Consider the following 18,666-nt stretch of genomic DNA (forward strand, 5'->3'; position numbering starts at 1 on the left):
TAATGGTTAGCTAAGTTTACAGGATCTAAGAATGCAGCGAACAATCACTCGATTGGCGCTGCATTTTTTTTGGCGCGAAATGACTTCAACAAATCTTGAATAAAGCTTAGTGTTCTGACATGCCGTAAACAAGGCTATCATTGGCACTTGCATGATCGATAAAATCGGTATTAGCGCGCTGTTCGTGTTGGTCATAGCCATCGAAGTAACAGTCGCCAATTTCATTGCGCGGGCAAACGTGAATGTGGTCTTTGATGACCAGTTCGGTAGAGCAGCATGGGCAGTGTTTTACATGTCCAGTGAGTACCGTAGATCGATTTGGTTTCATACATCCTCCTGATAGGCACTGTAATCTGATTGTCTATTTGCATCCTAAGTTACGCAAATTAGTGTGTCGTTATGATTTCATTTTTAAGTCAATGAAAAACGATTCAGAAAGTGAATACTTAGCGGCTAATACAGATGTATGACTGAGAGAATGTAAGACGAATCAAGCCCAGAGCAGACGCAATGGGCTTGGAATAACAGCTGAAACTTTCTATGGGCTTATGGCTGCATTGGGGTAAGCGTTAGCTGAGCGCTGTTATAACCCAGTTGCGCTAGGGCTGCAGGGTCGAAGTCAGTCAGAACCTTGATGTCACCAGCGTAGTAGGGTGTGTAATCGCCTGAAGGTGTCATGGCGTTAAATGAATCAATAGAGTGCTCGGTACCAATATCGATCATTCCAGAATATTGTGACTCCGCACTAAACTGGCCTGAAACATAGGTGTAGAAAGGACGGACACTGGCACCTGCGGCGTACTGCATGCTACTTAAACCATTGGTGTTGATTGCCCAGCTCCAATCCCACCATTTCATCTCTCCAGGAATATAACGGTGATCCCATTGGTAGCGGATATTGGCTTGATCTTCGCTGGTGGTTCCCATGGTAAAGGTGTGAGAGACCGTCGGGCGGTTTGTTGGGTGTGAGCTTAGCGCATTGCCGCTATAACGAAGGAAACCTGTGAAGTTCACGTCGTAACTCATGCTGGTTTTGATACGGTATGGGTAAGTGATGGTAGAGCGTAAGAACTCTACTTGAAAAGGAAGTACTGAGTGAGCAGGCACGGTGATGATGGCTTCCAGTTCTGTTGGTTCAAAACGAGCACCATTGTTGGTATCGGAGAAACGTTGGCCATCTTCTAGCGCTACTCTTACTTCTGTCTTTCCAACTTGTGGCCAATGAAAGGTTTCATCAATGACGACTGAATCAGCAAGGTCGAAGCGTTGGGTTTTACTCCATTGTGTGGATTGCTCAAAATGAAGGTCAACGACGATATGTTTAGACTGATCGTCGTCATTGATTGCATAAGCCGAGACGGTTTCAATCAGTTCTTGGTCGGTCTCTGTCATAGAACCGTGTAAAAACGATGTGTTATCGAGCGTGTAAGCGAAGTTATCAACAGTGATGCTTGTCTTCTCATCACAGCGATCACCGGCACAGCTTCCATCGTTATTGCCTTTAATCTCCCAACCATTGTTAAGCGGTTTTATTGCCATGTCTTGGCCGACGTAACGCGCGCTATCGCCTCCAACCCAAGCGTAACCGAGGTTATGGGCCAAGTAACTCAGTGGCCTGATAAAGTTCGTGTTGTCGCTGACTAAGGCGCGTTGAATATCAAGGTTATTGTTCGTTTCGATAGCTTGCGCTTCGTAGTAAGGCAGGCCTGCGTCTGGGGTATTGGGGTAGCACCAAGTATTGTCACTTGGTTGTCCTTGTTTGATGAGCCCGTGGTAGCCAGACCCCATGATCACCCAGTCATTTTTAAGGCCAGCAATGTCCCACACATTCATGCGAGATAGTAGGGCGGTTTTGTGTTCTTGAGCTTCTGTATTACTGAGCGGACGATAATCGGAACGGCAGATATCTTCACCGAGGTTATCCAATACGATTTGGTCTGAATATATCTTGGCATGAGTGGCAAAAGAGATGAAACAGAGGGCAGAGCTAAATAGAACGGTTTTACTGACGTTAAGCATGAATAAGTTCCTAAATGCCATTATTTGGCTATTTTTATTAGAATCGAGTTATTAGATTTTATTGATATTATTTAAAGCCGAGGGGCTCTAGCGGGGTGTACTTTGTCATATAAAACAATGCCAAAAATACTGAAATGAATTGAAAATAAATACTTATAGATATCAGGAGGTTGTACTGATCAACTTGTTGTTTGATAAAGACTTATCTTGATGACTTCAATTAGTTTCAACAATCCAATCTATGGGTGATTAATTGTTGAACGTTTCTGTTTTTGAAGCCTCGTTATTTGGTATGTTGGCTTGGAAAATTTAGGCCAGCAAGATGGATTAGATAGGTTTATTGTTTAAAGGAGGGGGAAGTACTGAGTAAGCCAAATAAGGAGGGATGTTGTGATAAGCAAGATCGAAAAATGCAGCCAACAACCGTTCGATTGCTGCTGCATTTTTTATTGTTCGAGTTAACTTAATTGGAAGAGATTAAGCATCACCTGGTTTTTCGCGTTTGCTGTTCCAACCCATAAAGTTGTAAATGTTGTAACGAGCAAAGCCAATCTGTTCATGCAAAGCAAAATCTGTGACCGCAAAGTTGTACCACAATGGCAACCATGAAATTTGAGCAGCCATATAGTCGGCTCTCACTGGAATAACATTCAAGCCGAAGTGGTTGAAGTAGAGCTCGCTACGACGAATATGTAGGCCAGATGAAACCAACACAATGTTGTCGAATTTATGATGCTTCATTAGGTCACTAGTGAGCTGAGCGTTCTTCCAAGTGTTGACGCTATTTGGCTCTTGAATGATGTCACCCATCGGAACGCCAAGTCTCAGCAATTGTTGCTGATAAACTTCTGCTTCGGCAACACCGTTATTTTGTGCATCGCCACCACTGATGATCACTTTGCATGTGGTTTGGGTTTTGGCGCAATCTTTATATTGGCTGGCGGTTTCACTGATTCGGCCAAAAGAGAAAAAGGCTGGCTCGAACTCTTGCGTGCTTTTAATTAACTGCGTTCCCGCACCCAGAGGAACAATGGCGTTATTGTCAGACCATTGGATATCAGGCTTATTTTCGTAATCGGCTTGCAGATCGTTCAGTAAATAACGAGGAATTAAACCTGAACCAATCAGCACAAATGACGATATAAGAACAAGAGATAAAAACAGAGAGGTTTTTCGCCACTGAAGTAAACGTGTAAAGCCTACGAATAGCAGAAGAAGTAATAATATAATAAAGCTCATGAGGATCCTGTTATCGAACTGGTGCCAAGATGATGTGACATACTGAAGCGGTGCATCATATATCAGTTGTGTTAATCATTTATAGGTAACTCATTGTATTATTGAACAAATGCACGATTTCTTTCTATCAAGAACAATCATCGATGAGAGCATTCGAAAAATCGCTTTATTATTGTTCGATAATCCCATTTTAAATATAGGTATATAAATCAAGAGGGTTATTTAAACCTTATTTCGTGTTATTTGATTTATCTGTTCATCGGTTTCCGTTTCTTCAACTCGTTAACTCAGCTTTCATATTCTTAAACTACCAAATCTTCAAGCTCTTAAATGATCGAGCTCTCCAGTTTTCAAGATCTTAAACTATCAAGCTCTCAAGTTTTCAAAGTAATGCTGAACAAATTTAACGAACACTTGGTGTTTCTTTGCCGGATAAATAACTTGCGGATAGAACAGATAAATACTGTTGCCTTGTTGCAGACATTCATCAGGCAGCACTCGCTCTAATTCTCCCAGTTCGACCTCTTTCGCAACGTAGTAACTTGCAATACGGATGATGCCACTGCCTGCCATGGCTTGTTGCTTAAGCAGGTGGTTGTCATTACTTGAAAGCCAGCCGGACACATCAATATTTACCGATTTTAAAGGCCACTCGGTTTGGTGCAGAGTTGCTAAGCATTGATGATCACTTAAGTCACTCACATTGGTAGGGCGACCAAATTGGTTAAGATAACCGGGAGTCGCGACTAAATCATGTTGATAGCTAATCAAGTGTTTCGCCACCATGTTGTCAGGTGGCGTATTGGTGGCACGAAACGCGATATCGATATCATCTTGATTGAGATTAAAGTTGGTGTAGCTACTGTTTATCTCGAAACGAATCTCAGGGTATTGCTGCCTAAACTGTTGGCAGATATCGAATAGATATACCTCAGTAAACATCTTTGGCGCAGTGAGGCGTAATAGGCCTTTGACGATGTCGTGTTGCTCAGAAACACTGCGTTCAAGCTGTAAGACTTGCGAGCGAATCGTTAAGCCTTGTTGTAACGCGCGTTCGCCTTCTTGGGTTAAACGAACACTGCGAGTGGTTCTGACCAAAAGCGGGCACTGTAAATCGTTCTCTAAACGTTTGATCTGTTCAGAAAGGTAGCTCTTAGAGATACCGAGCTTTTCGGCTGCCTTGGTAAAGTTGAGTTGCTGAGCAAGTTCTACAAACAGGATCAGTCGTTCTATTCTTTTGTGTTCGTTCATTCGCGCGTTCCTACCAATCAATTGTTCGTCATATCAAACAATCATTTCGTAACTAGCATATTCTGTTTTTTAAAAAGAACAATATGATAGAGGCATATTTCTGGTCAGCAAATCTTCTAAGCGAGAATCGATATGACGAACAGCACTGAATCTACAAACAAAACGAATGACAAAAAACGTATCCCATTATCAAATTATCTACCGAATGTTGGGCAAATTGCCTATGGCTGCATGGGGTTAGGTGGTGGCTGGAATGATAATCCAGTGACGAGTGCGGATGTTGCTCAAACACGAAGCGTAATCGGCACCGCACTAGAATCGGGCATTAACTTATTCGACCATGCGGATATCTATACCTTCAGCAAAGCTGAGCAAGCCTTTGGTCAAGCATTACAACAAGCGCCTGATCTGCGTGAACAGATGTTCATTCAATCTAAGTGTGGGATTCGTTTTGAAGGCGAGGGCAATGTTGGTCGTTATGATTTCTCGGCTGATTGGGTAGGCCAATCGGTAGACGGTATTCTCAATCGATTGAATACTGAAAAGCTTGATGTGCTGTTATTGCACCGCCCTGATCCTTTGATGGAACTCGATGAGCTAGCAAGAACGTTAGAGAACTTAAAAGCGCAAGGTAAGGTCGATTATTTTGGTGTGTCGAACATGAACAGCCATCAAATTCAGTACCTGCAATCTGCGCTTGGGCAACCCATCGTCGCGAATCAAGTTGAGATGAGCTTAGCCAAATTGGATTGGTTGAATGATGGGGTGATGATTAACTCGCAAGGGCACCATCAATCAGACTTCGCCGCAGGCACTCTTGAACATTGCCAATTGAATAACATCCAACTGCAAGCTTGGGGCTGTTTGGCACAAGGCCGATTTGCTGAGCAAGGTTTGTATTCAGAACATGAAAACGTGAAAAAGACAGCGCACTACGTGGCTCAGTTAGCGAACCAATATGGCGTAGAAAGTGAAGCGATTGTGTTGGCATTTTTGCTTCGTCACCCTGCTCGTATCCAACCTGTAATTGGCACCACCAATCTAGAGCGAATCAAAGCTTCGGCAGTCGCGACTCAGATAAACCTGTCTCGTGAAGAGTGGTACAACCTATACGTGTACTCACGTGGTCAAGCACTGCCATAAGGAATGAATATGTTGAATCAAAAGATCGCGCAACAACTGGTGTCTAACGCTCTAGACATTGCTGAGCGTAATCAACAAGCAATCGCGGTGAGCGTGTGTGATACGCACGGTGAGTTACTGGCGTTTATTCGCATGGATAATGTGAGTGTTCAAGCCGGATTGTTAGCACAGAACAAAGCTTATACATCTGCAAGAGATAGACAGCCAAGCGGTAACTTAGGTGCTTGGGCGAGAGAAACTGGTAAAGACTTAAGTTACTGGACTGACCCAAAGATCACTGGCTTTAAAGGCGGTGTTCCCATTGAATTAAATGGGCAGGTGATTGGCGCTATTGGTGTCAGCGGATTAAGTGAAGACGACGATGAAGCACTTGCCGAAAAAGTCATTCAACTTGTGTTCTAAGCTGTTGCTCGTGAAGTAATGGAAGTTAGAAGTAACAGATAATAAAAAACCGATGCATGTGCATCGGTTTTTTTGTTTAACGAGACTCAAGTGCTTGAATCAATCGAACCCATTAAGCGTTCGCTTGTTCCAGATCTTGTTGCTTGTCTTTCTTGCCTAATAGGCGGCTTGTGATCGTACCGGCTGTCATAGCACCAGACACGTTAAGCGCCGTACGTGCCATATCGATAAGTGGCTCGATAGAGATAAGCAGTGCTGCAATCGTTACAGGAAGGCCCATAGCAGGAAGTACGATAAGCGCCGCGAACGTTGCACCGCCACCTACGCCAGCAATACCGAATGAGCTCACTGTGATAATAGCAATCAGAGACAGAATGAAGTTGATGTCCATTGGGTCGATGCCAACCGTAGGTGCAACCATGACTGCTAGCATTGCAGGGTAGATACCCGCACAACCGTTTTGACCAATCGTCGCACCGAAAGAGGCAGACAGGTTAGCAATCGCTGGTGGCACATTTAGCTTAGTGATTTGAGCTTCAACGTTCAGTGGAATCGTTGCAGCAGAACTACGCGAAGTGAAAGCGAACGTTAGGACAGGCCAGATTTTTTGGAAGTACTCTTTCGGGTTTACACCAACAAAAGAAACCAACACACCGTGTACGACGAACATCAGTAGAATCGCAACGTAAGAAGCAACGATGAAACCGAGTAGGCTTAGGATGTCTGAAGCACTCGATGTTGCGACTACTTTCGCCATTAACGCAGCGATGCCGTATGGCGTGAGTGCCATGATCATCTTAACTAAGCGCATAACGATAGATTGCGCCGCGTCAACGAAAGTACGGATTGGAGATTCTAGTTCTTCTTTCTCTGCCATCACTTTACGAGCAGCGATGCCCGTTAGCACACCAAAGATAACAACCGCGATGATAGACGTAGAGCGAGCCCCCGTTAGGTCTGCAAATGGGTTAGTCGGAATAAAGCTGATCAGCATTTGTGGAATTGTTAGGTCTGAAACGCTACCGATGCGGCTTTCAAGTGTTGCGATACGTGCTGTTTCGCGAGCGCCTTCTGTTAAACCTTCAGCAGACAGGCCGAATGCTTGCGTTACAACAATACCAACAATCGCAGAAATCGCGGTTGTTGCTAACAGTACAGAAATGGTGATACCAGAAATCTTGCCCAGTGAGCCGCCTTTTTCAAGCTTCACTACTGCTGCAATCATTGAAACCAATACTAATGGCATGATCACCATTTTCAGTAGGCCAACATAACCACGGCCAACAATATTTATCCAGTCTAGTGTTTCGTTGATGACCGGATTGCCTTCACCAAATAACAGCTGTAGACCAAGACCAAATGCGCTACCAAATACTAAACCGAGTAAAACGAGGCGAGAAAGTGTGTTTTCTTTTTTCTGCTGTCCGTAGAGAAAAAAGAGGATACCAGTGAATACCGCTAAGGCAGCGATAGCTGAAAATGACATTTGTTTTCCTTATGAATCTCTTTAAATCGATAGGGCGCTTAGATATATGGGCGCAAATACTGTTAGCTACAGTAGCGACCTGTAACAAAACGTAAAATAAGGAAAAGTAATTTATTAGAACGATTAGTAATATCCACTCAATAGGATGGGTGGATATTCAACATTGTGATGAATAGGTGAGCTTTTTAGCGATATTTTGCCAATAAATTGAGCATGTCACTTGACGAGTAAATTTCGATATTTTGGAAATTATTTTCGAATAACCGGAACAACATTGCTTTGGCTACGTCTTCCGACTGAATAGGGCGTAGGTTTTTGAACTTACCAAGCATAAATGGAGACAGCAGAGGAAAGACACTTTGCAGGAGTTTTTCATCAGCTCTAGGTTCATCACGCTCACCCACCAGAGGCCCAGGGCGTGCGATGAAAAGCTGCTTGAAGCCAATACGTTTTAAATTTTGTTCCATTTGTCCTTTACAGCGAAGGTAGTGCGAATAGGAATCTGGTGAAGCGCCATAGCTAGAAACGACCGCTACGCGTTGAACCCCAAGAAACTTCATCGACTGTGCGACTTGGCTAACCAGTTCCACATCGATTTTGCGAAGCGCTTCTTTTGATCCTGCCTTTTTCTTAGTCGTACCTAAGCAGATAACGCCAAGATTAGGCGTCGCATTCGTGTCATCCCAACTGGTAACTTGCAGGTCGCTGTGAATGAGTGTGTGGAGCTTGTTGGAATCAAACTGTGAATCTAACGCTCGGCGAGATAGGGCATAGATATGATCAACGGCGGGTTCATCGATGAGCAACTTCATCACATGATGACCAATTAACCCGGTTGCACCAGCCACCACGACCGATGTTTTGTCTCCAGAAATGCTCATTTTAATCCCTTCTTCACTCCACAAGTGCTTGTTTAATATAAACAGTGTTTGAATTTTAAGCGAATAAAAGTTTGTTAAACGAGTGGTCAGTAGTATGTGGGGAGTCGCCTGTTTATGGAAAAAGAGATGATTTAGTTTGGCTCGACGCATAAGTACGGTCTGAAGCATAAGTACGATATGAAACATAATGGCGGTGGGAAAGATAAATGCGGTTTGAAACTTAAGTTAGGCGTTAAACATAACAAAGCCCGCTGGGCGACGGGCTTTGTTACTTTTCTGCTTCTTACTAGGTAAAGGACAGTGGGATTTTCCTTACCTTTTTGCTAGCTTTCTTACTTGATTTATTTGGTTTTCTTTTACTTGAATTTGGAATCATTACACCTCCTAAATCGTTGTTCTGTTTTGTCTTTCAATCGATTGTCTTTCTTCGTGTAGCGTCAGTGTTGTGGGCATTCACTGTATGGGTACTTATCAATGGAGAGATTAATAAGTAATTTAGATAAGGCATAAACGATGCCAAAATGTAAGTTATTGATAAATCTATTATCAGTATTATTTGTGTTTTAGGGTTCGTCAATTTGACTGTCAATCTGAGAAAAAACCAGTGTGATCTGTTTAAATTAAGAACACTCTCTGCGGTTTCTGCCACATAGCCATAGATACAGCCTTGCTTAACACGTAAACTGAGTCGTAATTCACATAGACCAAGGACGTGCTATGAACCTCAAGCTTGATACTCTTGCTCCCACTCAGATTTATCACCTGATGACACAAACCGTTGTTCCTCGCCCGATTGCGTGGGCATTGACGGAATCTTCTGACCAAGAGTACAACCTCGCGCCTTTCTCTTATTTCACGCCTGTTTCTAGTAATCCGCCGTTACTGATGTTATCGGTTGGGAAGAAGCCGTCCGGCGAAATCAAAGATACCACTCGTAATGCCCTAGAAACGGGTAAGCTAGTGATTCACATTGCTTCTTCAAGTTCTGCCGAAACCATGACGGCGACAGCAGCTACCCTTGAACATGGTGATTCGGAAGTCACCGCGAATAACATTGATCTGGTTGAATTTGAAGGCTTCTCTTTACCGAGATTGAAAGAGTGCGCGGTCGCTTTTGGATGCACCTTGTACGAAGTAAAAGAGGTTGGAGAAGTGCCACAAAGCCTTATCTTTGCTCAAGTCGAAACCGTGTACATTTCCGAAGACGTGATCGACAAAGACAGTGAGCGTCTTAAGATCGACGCGTTAGCACTTGATCCTTTATCTCGATTGGGTGGCGGTGAATACGCCACGCTTTCCAATGTGTTTTCTGTCGCACGCCCTAAGTAGCAATACCTAAGTAGCAGCCCTATATCAACGTACCCAGAATAAGCGTTTTTAAAAACTATGTTAGATACCCAATACTCGCAGTACATCCAACACCGAATTGACCAAAAAACCAAGCCACTTGGCGCACTTGGCTTACTAGAAAAAGTCGCACATCAACTGGCTTTGATTCAGAGCCAAGGCAAAGAAGCTGCGGTTGAACACATCGAATTGAATAAGCCAAGTATCATCATTTTTGCTGGCGACCATGGCATTGCTGACGAAGGCGTGAGTATTGCTCCAAGCGCGGTAACACAACAGATGGTGTTGAACTTCTTAAGCGATGGCGCGGCGATCAATTGCTTCTGTGCGGTGAATAATATCGATATCACGGTAGTCGACACGGGGATATTGTTGCCTGTGGAATCAGACAGTGACATGTTGATCTCTCAGCGTTTGGGTACGCGAACCAATAACTTTGCCAATGAAGCGGCAATGAGTTTAGAAACGGTTGAACGTGGGATTGAACTGGGTACAGATCTTGTCTCTAGAACCATTTCGAATGGCACCAATATCATCATGTTTGGTGAAATGGGTATCGGAAATACCAGCAGCGCATCAGCGATCTTAAGTGCATTAGCGAATCGTGCTGCAGCGGAGTGTGTTGGCCTAGGCACTGGCATCAACAATGAACAGCTTGCACGTAAAGTGGCTGTGGTTGAGCAAGGTGTCGCGCGTTGCAAAGGTTTAGATGCGAATGAAGTTAAAGATATTAAAGAGGTACTCGCACAAGTCGGTGGCTATGAAATCGTTCAAATGGTCGGTGCTTTCCTTGGCGCTTACCAAAACAAAACCCCAGTATTAGTCGATGGCTTTATCGTGTCGGTTGCGGCGTATGTCGCGACTTTAATTGAACCGAGTTGCCGAGACTATATGATCTTCGCCCATCGCTCTGAAGAGTCAGGACACAAAATTCTGTTAGAGCTGCTCGACGCTGAGCCACTGCTCGATCTTGGATTGAGATTAGGCGAGGGCACAGGTGCTGCGCTAGCTATGCCAATCATTCGTGCGGCAGCCGAGTTCTATAACAACATGGCGAGCTTCGAAAGTGCTGGAGTCACGGTTTAATGAGTGATGCACCAGAAAGATCGTTGAAAGATCGAGTTACTTATCAGTGGGAGCTTTTTGCGCTGGCGATGGGTTTCTTTTCTCGCTTGCCAATGCCGAAAAACACGCCCTATTCTACAGAGCGAATGAACCGTTCTGGTCGCTACTTTTCAACGGTTGGTTTGTTACTTGGTGTTCTGTGTGGTGGTGTGTTCTTGCTACTCGATGCAATACTGCCGAGTGCAGTGGCCATCTTTTTGATGATGAGTTTTAGCCTGATGCTCACTGGCGCATTCCATGAAGATGGTTTGACTGATATGGCCGATGGCATTGGTGGCGGCATGACCCTAGAACGCCGTTTGACCATCATGAAAGACAGTCGAATCGGTACTTATGGTGCGTCTGCTCTGATTATGGCTCTGCTTGGCAAGTGGGTGCTGTTGAATGAACTCATAAGCATGACGGGACTGTTTATGGTAATCGTGACCAGTTATACCTTTAGCCGCGCGATTGCTGCATCGCTAATTTACGACATGCCTTATGTCAGTGATTTAGATACCAGTAAAAGTAAACCATTGGCCAACAAGCAAACCAAAGGCGAACTTGTCTTCTTGTTGCTGGTAGGCGTGCTGCCTAGCCTGTGGTTTGGTCTTGAATTCGCTTTGGTTTTATCTGTCGTCGCCTATCTGTTCAGAACAGGTTTTAAAACGTGGTTATTGGCTCGAATTGGCGGCTTTACTGGCGACTGCTTGGGTGCGGCTCAACAGTTAATGGAGTTGCTGACTTACCTTGTATTCATTACTGCATTTTACAATGGCTTTCTATAACGGCTTCCTATGACCAACACGAATGAAACTATTCAAGCTAATCAAATTAATCAAGCAAGTCAGCGAAACAGCCATTTGGTATTGGGTGGAGCTCGTTCTGGCAAGTCGAGTTTTGCAGAGCAACAAGCATTATGGGCGCTTGAAGCATGTTCAAATGGACGCCTCAATTATATTGCGACAGCGACATATCTTGATGATGAAATGCGAGAACGAATCGCGCACCATCAACAACGTCGTGGCGAGCAGTGGATTGAGCATGAAGTACCCGTCGAATTAGCCGAAAAACTGCAGTCTTTTGAGAAAGAAGATGTGGTATTGATTGATTGCCTAACCTTGTGGTTGAACAACATCATCTTTGAACTGGGTGATGACGCAACTAATGAACAGGTTGAAGCCGTGGTTGAAGTATTGGTCAAAAGCGTCGAGCAAAGTCCGGCGCAAATTATCATGGTCTCTAACGAAGTCGGTTTAGGTGTGGTGCCGCTGGGTAAAGTGTCTCGCTTGTTTGTGGACAATGCAGGACGAATGAACCAAGCGCTAGCTCGCGTCGTTGAGCGCGTCACGCTGGTTGCTGCCGGATTGCCGCTGCACTTAAAACCATCTAATCACTTGCTTGATATTCAAGGCTAGGTCGCACACATGGTCAATGGAACAACCAAAAACATCTATTTGTTAAGACATGGCAAAGTCGAAGGAAAAGCTGCGCTCAATGGTTTATCTGATGTGCTGGTCAACTCTGATCTTCAAGAACAGATATGTGAGGCACTAACTACACAAGACATTACCTTTGATAGCGTGGTTAGCTCTCCACTAAGACGATGTGGTGATCTCGCGAGCTTGTTTGCAGAGCGTATGTCTGTGCCTTTATCAGTTGCATCGGGTTTTCAGGAAATGAACTTCGGTGAAGTAGATGGTGTCCCATTTGATGAACTTGAAGACAAGTGGGGAATGTTAGAAACCTTTTGGAAAGACCCTGCTAATCATCAATTAACTGGCGCAGAAAGTTTACAGAGCTTCCACGACAGAGTAACTCAAGCTTGGTCGCAACTTTTGAATGATTCAAGTGACAACATATTGTTGGTTACTCATGGTGGTGTGATTCGCATACTGCTAGCGCACTGCCTTAATATTGATTGCAAAAACCCGAGTTTGTACTCGAAGTTATCGATAGAAAACGCATCGATAACGCATATTCAAATCACTCAGTTTGCGCAGAGCTTTATCAGCGTTAAATCGATAGGGATACCTGTTCTCTGAGTGTTCAAAAAACACAGTTTAAGAATTAACAATCTTTTAGATCTGTAAATAGAAACAGAAATATAAATAGAAGTATAAAGCGGCGTTCACAGCCGCTATACCTGATTGGTATTACTACCTACGTGAAAGGAATTTAGTCATGACAACACCAAGTTGGGATCTAAGCATTGCTTATAGCGATCTTAATGATGCAAAAATCGAACAGGACATTGAACTCATTCAGCAGTGCATTGAGCTGTTGAACCTACACGTTGAAAAGCGTCATATCATTCTAGCGATGCAAAACGCGATTCAGACTTCAGAAGCGGCAGGCACATTACTGAGTACAATCAACACCTTCGCTAATTGCCACGCATCGGTCGACGCGACACACACAGAAGCCAAAGCGTTGCTTGGTCGTGTAGCGAAGCTGAACTCTGAAATGTCTCAAGCGTTCAGCCCTTACGAAGATACGCTAATTCACGCAGAACCAGAATTTATTGATGCAGTATTAGAGCATGATAGTGCGGACGTAGCAGGGCAGCGCTTTGCGATTGAAAGCTCTCGTAAGTTATCAAGCAGCCGACTCAGTGTTGCTGAAGAGCAGTTATTAGCAGCGATGAAGGTTGATGGTCGTGACGGATGGGGTCGTTTATACGATAACCTAACCGGATCTTTAAAACTGTCGCTAAAGCTGGACGGTGAAGAGGAAGCCCTAGGCTTTTCACAAGCCGCGAGCCTGTTGTACGGCAGCGAATTCGACAAACAAGAACCAGCATGGCGCGCGGTTCAAGGTGCGATGAAAACGCACCAAGAGTCTTTTGCTTCGATTCTAAATGCATTGGCGGGTTGGCGACTGACTGAAAACAAAAAGCGTTCGAAGATTAGCGATGTGCATTTCCTAGATCCAAGCCTACACGGCAGCCGCATTGTGCCAGAAACGCTAGACACCATGATGTCGGTAGCGAAAGCTAATCGAGCTGTTGGTCAGAAAGCAGGTTTGTTAATGGCAAGAGTTCACGGGCTAGATGAAATGAAGCCTTGGAATCACTTAGCTGCGATGCCGCCGCTGGGTGACGCTGAATCTAAGGTTTACCCATTTGATGAGGCGATCGACGTGATCAAAACTGCGTTCGCTGAAGTAAATCCAGAGATGGCTGATTTTGTCGCTTTGATGGTTGATAATGGTTGGATTGATGCCGCACCAGCAGCCAACAAACGTTTAGGCGCTTACTGCACCAAGTTTGCTGCTACACGCACTCCGCTTGTGTTCATGACATGGAGCGGTAGCCGCTCAGATTTAATGACATTAGCGCACGAGCTAGGCCACGCGTTCCACAACTGGGTGATGAAAGACATGCCGTTGTGTCAAACACGCTACCCAATGACGCTAGCAGAAACCGCTTCGATCTTTGCTGAAAATATCGTTCGTGACCATCTATTGAAGCAAGCACAAACACGTAATGAGAAACTTGAAATGCTGTGGGAAGAGCTTTCTTCTTCTTTGGCATTAATGGTGAACATTCCCGTTCGTTTTGAGTTTGAAAAAGCCTTCTACGAGCAGCGTGAAAAAGGCGAGCTAACGGCTCAGCAGCTGTGTGACTTGATGGAAACGACTTGGAAAGAGTGGTATGGCGATGCAATGACAGAAGCTGACCCTTACTTCTGGGCGAGCAAACTGCATTTCAGCATCTCTCAAGTAAGCTTCTACAACTACCCATACTTGTTCGGTTACCTGTTCAGTAAAGGTGTTTACGCTCAGCGCGATGCGAAAGGTGAGCAATTCTACGGCGATTACGTTTCGTTGCTTCGTGATACGGGCAGCATGATGGCGGAAGAAGTCGTTCAAAAGCACTTAGGAATGGACCTGACTCAAGCTGATTTTTGGCAACAAAGCATCGACATGGTCAAAGTTCAAATCGATGAATTTGAAAGATTGCTCGATCAGGAAGATTAATTGATCTCAATCTGTTCATAGCAGGTAAGAGCTGTGTTAGCTTACGTGGCCTTATCTTGCTGGCATAACCTGAGATAAGCCGAAACAACCAAAAGTCTCTTTAAATAGAGAAAGTTATTTGGAACAGATGTCGGTTAGTAAAGTCAGCAGGTAATATAAAAATATATGGGTAGTATTTGTGAGTGATAACGGAGTTTCTGTTGATAAGTGCGATCCTAGCAACACAATTTCTATGTACAATTTATTAACATACGGCCGTGCAATTAAGGAGTAGCGCATGACGAAGACCCTCTTTCGCCAATCATTTCTTTTTGACAGCCTAGATCTTGAGCAAGAAGTGGTTGCAGGACAAACCGTACTGAGTAACGGTGTTCAAATTAAGCTTCATCAACGCGGTGTATTGGAAGTGATTCCCGCGGAGTATAATTCTGAAACCAAGAACATCATCTTTTCAACAGGTGTTCACGGCGACGAAACTTCACCAATGGAGCTGATTGATAAGCTCATTGAGGATATTGAAACAGGCTTCCAAGTAGTGACAGCAAGATGTTTGTTCATCATTGCTCACCCAGAAGCAACCAACGCGCATACTCGTTTTCTTGATGTGAATATGAACCGTCTGTTTGATGAAAAACAGCACGAGAGTAATCGAGAAGTGGATATCGCGAAGAACCTTAAGTACTTGGTTACTGAGTTTTACAAGGAAACGGTACCTGCCACTCGTTGGCACTTAGATCTGCACTGTGCGATCCGTTTGTCTAAGCATTACTCTTTCGCCGTGAGCCCTAAGGTTCGCCACGAAGTTCGCAGTAAAGCCTTGTTCGATTTCATTAACAGTGCTCACGTTGAAGCTGTGTTGTTGTCGAATGCTCCAACGAGCACTTTCAGTTGGTACAGCGCTGAAAACTTCGAAGCCCAAGCACTGACAATGGAGCTAGGGCAGGTAGCAAGAATTGGTGAGAACCAGCTTGATAAGCTTACTGCTTTCGATTTGGCAATGCGCAATCTGATTGCTGAAATAGAACCAGAGCATTTACCAAAGAAAACCATTACTTATCGCGTAAGCCGAACCATTGTTCGTTTGCACGATGACTTTGATTTCATGTTCTCTGATGACGTTGAAAACTTTACGGCGTTCAAGCACGGTGAAGTGTTTGGTCATGATGGCGATAAGCCATTGATGGCGAAGAATGAAAACGAAGCGGTGGTATTCCCAAATCGTAACGTGGCTATTGGTCAACGAGCGGCCTTAATGGTGTGCGAAGTTGAAACACGATTCGACCACGGTCAGCTTGTGTACGATTAATATCGAAATGGGTTAAAGCGACGAAAACAACCGCTCAACTGGTTGAAATAGCAAGGTTCACATTACGGTGTGAGCCTTGAGTTTATTTAGGGATACAGGTAAGGTTACGCGAACAATTTCAAAGTAGCTTGATATGGATTTCCAACAACTTCTTCACCAAAAACAGCGCAAATGGACCCGAGCCATTTATCTGATGGCAGCACTGCTTGTCGCGCTGAGTGCGATTTACCTAATGGTTGGCGATCTTTTCATTTCCCCTCTGGGCACCTTGTCCACGTTAGAACAAAAACTACTGATTGATTTACGCTTACCTCGATTATTAGCAGCGATTGCTATCGGGGCAGGGTTAGCTGTATCTGGCGCAAGCCTACAAGTCTTATTGGGTAATGTATTAGCAGAGCCAGGTGTGCTCGGCATTTCTGGTGGCGCAAGTTTGGCGATGGTTATCGTACTGTTCTTCTTACCGTTTGCTCCTACACCAGAACTGTTCATGATTGCCGCCGTTTTAGGCTCGCTCTGTTTTACCGTGATTCTAGTGAGCATGGTAAAAACCATGCGGCTCACCACGGCTAAATTACTGCTAGTCGGTGTCGCGTTGGGCATTCTTTCAGGAGCGATGGTGACATGGGCGTTCTATTTTAGTGATGACTTAAGCCTACGCTTATTGATGTATTGGCTAATGGGCAGCTTAGGTGGCGTCACTTGGTATCAACACTCGCTCACGTTGGTGATGATCCCCGTGATTATTTGGCTGTGCCTGCAAGGTAGTAAGCTAGATAAGTTAATGATTGGCGAAACGCATGCCGCACAGTTAGGCGTAAACGTACCGAGATTGCGCTGGCGTCTAATTTTCGCCGTGTCTATTTTAGTCGGCTGCGCGGTAGCTTTAGGTGGCGTGATCAGCTTTGTTGGCTTGGTTGTGCCACACTTGTTGCGTTTAGCGATTGGTACTGATAACAAATACCTTCTTCCTTTGTCTGCCGTTGCAGGTGCCGCGTTACTGGTGTTTGCTGATATTTGTGCAAGAACTTTACTAGATTCAGCAGAACTCCCCTTGGGTGTGATGACCACCAGTATCGGTGCGCCTATCTTCATTTGGATGTTAATTAAAAATCATGATTCAAATTAAGAGCCTGAGCGTCGGCGCTCGTTTATTACCATTATCATTTGAGCTCAAGCAAGGGCAGGTGACTCATGTCATCGGTCCTAATGGCAGTGGCAAAAGTACCTTACTCGAAGCGATATCTGGCGTTGGTGATGGCTACAAAGGTGATATAAAGCTCGACGGACAAGACTTGTCAGTATTATCACTGCAAGACTTGTCATTACATCGTGCTTACTTGTGCCAAAGCGCAAGACCTGCCTTCAACTTAGAAGTGTTCCAATACCTTGCGTTGTCACTGCCAAGTTCATCGCACGGCCTTGATGCTGAAATCAACGCAGCTTTGGAAGAAATCAGCCAGATGCTAGACATTGCAGACAAACTTCATCGTTCCATTCAGACACTGTCTGGTGGTGAATGGCAACGCGTTCGTTTGGCGGGCATGTGCTTACAAATTTGGCCGACACTTAACCCATACGCGAAGCTGCTGATCCTCGACGAACCCGCAGCTCCACTGGATATTGCTCAAGAGGCCTTGTTGTACAAGCTCATCGAACGAGTGGCTGAGAAGGGCATCGCCGTGATCATGGCTAACCATGATTTGAACAGAACACTAAGACACGCAGACCAAGTGTTGTTGCTCGATAAAGGTGTACTTCAAGCATCAGGCTCAGCTGATCAAGTGCTTACCCCTGAGCAGCTAGAGTCCGTGTTCAACACCGAAGTCAAAAGTATCTCAGTCGACAATCAGACCTATCTGCTGTTTGGTTAACTTAAGCTCATCAATACAAGGCAATCTATATGTTTAGATATATTCAACGACGACGAATCAAGAAAGTAATCAAATCACTTTCTGCAAAGTTGGTGAAAGCGTACGGAAGCAGTGACTTTTTCTCTATTGGGCAAGTAGAAACGAGTTCATGTGAATTAAGTAAGCGCCAACAACTGGTTGCCTTAGCATTGTTTGCTGATCCACAAGACCTTGCTGCTGAAATTGCTCCAGCCATTCAATTGCTGCGTAATAATGTGTCTAATGACTTCTTCGGTGGTGAGGAATATAACGCGCGTGATGTACTTAATTTGTTGGGCGGTGGCGGTTGGAAGGGCGGTCGTATGGACGATGATATGTCGAATCGATTTGGCATGAATAGCCGCTATTAGTTTAGCTCGTTCAAATTAACGTTTAATGATTTATCCATTTATAAACGTATACGCTCAATAGCTTAGCGACTTTACAGCAGTCTCAACAACGTAATAATAATGATGATAAAAAGCACTCAATATCATTATTTATGCGAGCGTTTCACTCCAATTAATTCAATGAAAAAATACCTTCCTAGCGATCTATTTTCTTAGGGAATGCGTAATTTTTGTCGGTAAAAATTGATAATTCGAACCAATATCA

At 44.4% G+C, this 18,666-nt stretch carries 18 protein-coding genes; 12 read left to right on the forward strand and 6 right to left on the reverse strand.

Annotated features, from left to right (window positions below; all coding sequences use genetic code 11):
* Window positions 1–106: 106 nt before the first annotated feature.
* The 4 genes from AB4133_RS06480 to AB4133_RS06495 all read right to left on the reverse strand — a co-directional run bounded on the left by AB4133_RS06480 (window position 107) and on the right by AB4133_RS06495 (window position 4,509).
* Window positions 107–328: a hypothetical protein gene (locus tag AB4133_RS06480; RefSeq protein WP_017059142.1), complete on the reverse strand. Its 222-nt coding sequence runs from the start codon at window positions 326–328 to the stop codon at window positions 107–109.
* Window positions 329–546: 218 nt separating this feature from the next.
* A complete protein-coding gene (locus AB4133_RS06485) occupies window positions 547–2,019 on the reverse strand; it encodes an aerolysin family beta-barrel pore-forming toxin (protein WP_372224095.1) in 1,473 nt (490 codons plus the stop codon).
* A gap of 477 nt (window positions 2,020–2,496) precedes the next feature.
* Window positions 2,497–3,258, reverse strand: a complete 762-nt coding sequence (locus AB4133_RS06490) for a YdcF family protein (protein WP_372224096.1) — start codon at window positions 3,256–3,258, stop codon at window positions 2,497–2,499.
* Between the two features lie 366 nt (window positions 3,259–3,624).
* Window positions 3,625–4,509: a LysR family transcriptional regulator gene (locus tag AB4133_RS06495; RefSeq protein ID WP_017059145.1), complete on the reverse strand. Its 885-nt coding sequence runs from the start codon at window positions 4,507–4,509 to the stop codon at window positions 3,625–3,627.
* Window positions 4,510–4,641: 132 nt separating this feature from the next.
* Between AB4133_RS06495 and AB4133_RS06500 the strand changes: the two genes are divergently transcribed.
* Window positions 4,642–5,652 (forward strand): aldo/keto reductase family oxidoreductase, encoded by a 1,011-nt coding sequence (locus AB4133_RS06500; RefSeq protein ID WP_017059146.1) that lies wholly within the window; start codon window positions 4,642–4,644, stop codon window positions 5,650–5,652.
* Window positions 5,653–5,661: 9 nt separating this feature from the next.
* Window positions 5,662–6,054 carry a heme-binding protein gene (locus tag AB4133_RS06505; RefSeq protein ID WP_017066157.1) on the forward strand — a complete coding sequence of 131 codons (393 nt, stop codon included), beginning with the start codon at window positions 5,662–5,664 and terminating at the stop codon, window positions 6,052–6,054.
* Window positions 6,055–6,166: 112 nt separating this feature from the next.
* Here the strand turns inward: AB4133_RS06505 and AB4133_RS06510 are convergent, their stop codons facing one another.
* Both AB4133_RS06510 and AB4133_RS06515 read right to left on the reverse strand, forming a co-directional pair.
* The gene (locus AB4133_RS06510; RefSeq protein ID WP_372224097.1) at window positions 6,167–7,540 is read right to left on the reverse strand and encodes an L-cystine transporter; all 1,374 of its coding nucleotides are present in this window, start codon (window positions 7,538–7,540) and stop codon (window positions 6,167–6,169) included.
* A 185-nt stretch (window positions 7,541–7,725) separates the two neighbouring features.
* Window positions 7,726–8,421, reverse strand: coding sequence for an NAD-dependent epimerase/dehydratase family protein (locus tag AB4133_RS06515; RefSeq protein ID WP_017059149.1), 696 nt, complete (start codon window positions 8,419–8,421; stop codon window positions 7,726–7,728).
* Between the two features lie 717 nt (window positions 8,422–9,138).
* Here AB4133_RS06515 and AB4133_RS06520 point away from each other — a divergent pair.
* The 10 genes from AB4133_RS06520 (at window position 9,139) to AB4133_RS06565 (ending at window position 18,422) form a co-directional block, all read left to right on the forward strand.
* Window positions 9,139–9,750 carry a flavin reductase family protein gene (locus AB4133_RS06520; protein ID WP_017065519.1) on the forward strand — a complete coding sequence of 204 codons (612 nt, stop codon included), beginning with the start codon at window positions 9,139–9,141 and terminating at the stop codon, window positions 9,748–9,750.
* A 57-nt stretch (window positions 9,751–9,807) separates the two neighbouring features.
* Window positions 9,808–10,854: a nicotinate-nucleotide--dimethylbenzimidazole phosphoribosyltransferase gene (gene cobT / locus AB4133_RS06525; protein WP_372224098.1), complete on the forward strand. Its 1,047-nt coding sequence runs from the start codon at window positions 9,808–9,810 to the stop codon at window positions 10,852–10,854.
* Window positions 10,854–11,660, forward strand: coding sequence for an adenosylcobinamide-GDP ribazoletransferase (locus AB4133_RS06530; protein WP_372224099.1), 807 nt, complete (start codon window positions 10,854–10,856; stop codon window positions 11,658–11,660). Before cobT ends, AB4133_RS06530 begins: the two co-directional genes overlap by 1 nt.
* Window positions 11,661–11,669: 9 nt before the next feature.
* A complete protein-coding gene (gene cobU, locus AB4133_RS06535) occupies window positions 11,670–12,290 on the forward strand; it encodes a bifunctional adenosylcobinamide kinase/adenosylcobinamide-phosphate guanylyltransferase (protein ID WP_372224100.1) in 621 nt (206 codons plus the stop codon).
* A 9-nt stretch (window positions 12,291–12,299) separates the two neighbouring features.
* Entirely contained in the window at window positions 12,300–12,917 is a 618-nt protein-coding gene (cobC, locus tag AB4133_RS06540; RefSeq protein WP_372224101.1) for an alpha-ribazole phosphatase family protein, read from the forward strand.
* 139 nt (window positions 12,918–13,056) lie between these two features.
* A complete protein-coding gene (locus tag AB4133_RS06545; protein WP_017066161.1) occupies window positions 13,057–14,853 on the forward strand; it encodes a M3 family oligoendopeptidase in 1,797 nt (598 codons plus the stop codon).
* Between the two features lie 277 nt (window positions 14,854–15,130).
* The gene (locus tag AB4133_RS06550) at window positions 15,131–16,159 is read left to right on the forward strand and encodes a succinylglutamate desuccinylase (RefSeq protein WP_017057427.1); all 1,029 of its coding nucleotides are present in this window, start codon (window positions 15,131–15,133) and stop codon (window positions 16,157–16,159) included.
* A gap of 133 nt (window positions 16,160–16,292) precedes the next feature.
* Window positions 16,293–17,288, forward strand: coding sequence for a vitamin B12 ABC transporter permease BtuC (btuC, locus tag AB4133_RS06555; RefSeq protein ID WP_017096955.1), 996 nt, complete (start codon window positions 16,293–16,295; stop codon window positions 17,286–17,288).
* On the forward strand, window positions 17,275–18,033 hold the full coding sequence (gene btuD / locus AB4133_RS06560) for a vitamin B12 ABC transporter ATP-binding protein BtuD (protein ID WP_372224102.1): 759 nt from the start codon (window positions 17,275–17,277) through the stop codon (window positions 18,031–18,033). The genes btuC and btuD overlap by 14 nt, the downstream gene beginning before the upstream one ends.
* A gap of 29 nt (window positions 18,034–18,062) precedes the next feature.
* On the forward strand, window positions 18,063–18,422 hold the full coding sequence (locus tag AB4133_RS06565) for a DUF6559 family protein (RefSeq protein WP_102320089.1): 360 nt from the start codon (window positions 18,063–18,065) through the stop codon (window positions 18,420–18,422).
* Window positions 18,423–18,666: the final 244 nt, after the last annotated feature.

The sequence above is a fragment of the Vibrio sp. 10N.286.52.F8 genome (genome assembly GCF_041468745.1).
In the GTDB taxonomy this organism is placed as follows: domain Bacteria; phylum Pseudomonadota; class Gammaproteobacteria; order Enterobacterales; family Vibrionaceae; genus Vibrio; species Vibrio crassostreae_C.